The 1044-nt window shown below is 71.1% G+C and carries 1 protein-coding gene; it reads right to left on the bottom strand.

The window, feature by feature from the left end:
• Window positions 1-139: 139 nt before the first annotated feature.
• The gene (locus tag AC31A1_RS51830) at window positions 140-859 is read right to left on the bottom strand and encodes a SigE family RNA polymerase sigma factor (protein WP_489659982.1); all 720 of its coding nucleotides are present in this window, start codon (window positions 857-859) and stop codon (window positions 140-142) included.
• Between the last annotated feature and the right edge of the window lie 185 nt (window positions 860-1044).

Raw genomic sequence — 1044 nt, 5'->3', positions numbered from 1 at the left:
GCCGGGGGCATCGCTACGGCGGGGTTGCGGCTACGGCTGCGGCTGCGGCTGCGGTGGCTTCGTCGGCAGCCGGGTGACTTGAAGCCGACAGCCGGGTGACTTGAATCTGACGCCCGACTGACCTCCAACGGCCTGACCTCTAGCGGGCGAGAACCAGCTCCGGGTCCTCGCGCAGCTTGCCGAGCGCCCGCGACACCGCCGACTTCACCGTGCCCACCGACACCCCGAGCACCTCGGCCGTCTGGACCTCGCTGAGATCCTCGTAGTACCTGAGGACGACCATCGCCCGCTGCCGCTCCGGCAGCTTCGCGATCGCCCGCCACATCGCGTCGTGCAACGCCTGCTGCTCGGCCGGGTCCTCCGAGCCGCCGGCCGTCTCCGGTTCGGGCAGCTCGTCGCACGCGAACTCGTCGACCTTGCGCTTGCGCCACTGCGAGGTCCGCGTGTTCAGCAGCGCCCGGCGGACATAGCCGTCCAGCGCCCGGTGGTCCTCGATCCGCTCCCAGGCGACATACGTCTTGGTCAGCGCGGTCTGCAACAGGTCCTCCGCGTCACACGCATTCGCCGTCAGCGACCGCGCGGTGCGCAGCAGCACGGGTTGCCTGGCCCTCATGTACGACGAGAACGAGGGGTACGTGAGCGTCTGGGCCGGGACCTGGGTCCCGGTCTGGGCCTGAGGTTGGGATTGGGATTGGGATTGGGCCTGGGTCTGCGTGGCCCGTGCGGCGGGCCGGGTGACGGTCCGCGTGGCAGGCCGTGCGGCCGGCCTGGGTGCGGGCCGGGCGGCAGGCCTGGTGGCGGCTCCGGCGGCGGCCCGTGCGGCGGCGTTCGACGCGCTGGTGCAGACTGCTGTGGTCATGGCTCCACGCTATGAGTGACCCCCACTCCTCCGGATCGGCCGCAGGTCCCGAAGCAGACTCCGCCTCAGGTTGTAGGGGTGGGGCTGGCTCCACCTCCTGAAGGTGGACGAGCGCCTGACACGTACTGCGGGTTTACCCCTGGGGGCTCACCCGTCCGAGGTACGGGCGATGGGGGCGGTAGAGG

Source organism: Streptomyces sp. P5F9 (assembly GCF_057961495.1).
This window is presented reverse-complemented; position numbering and strand designations above follow the sequence as displayed.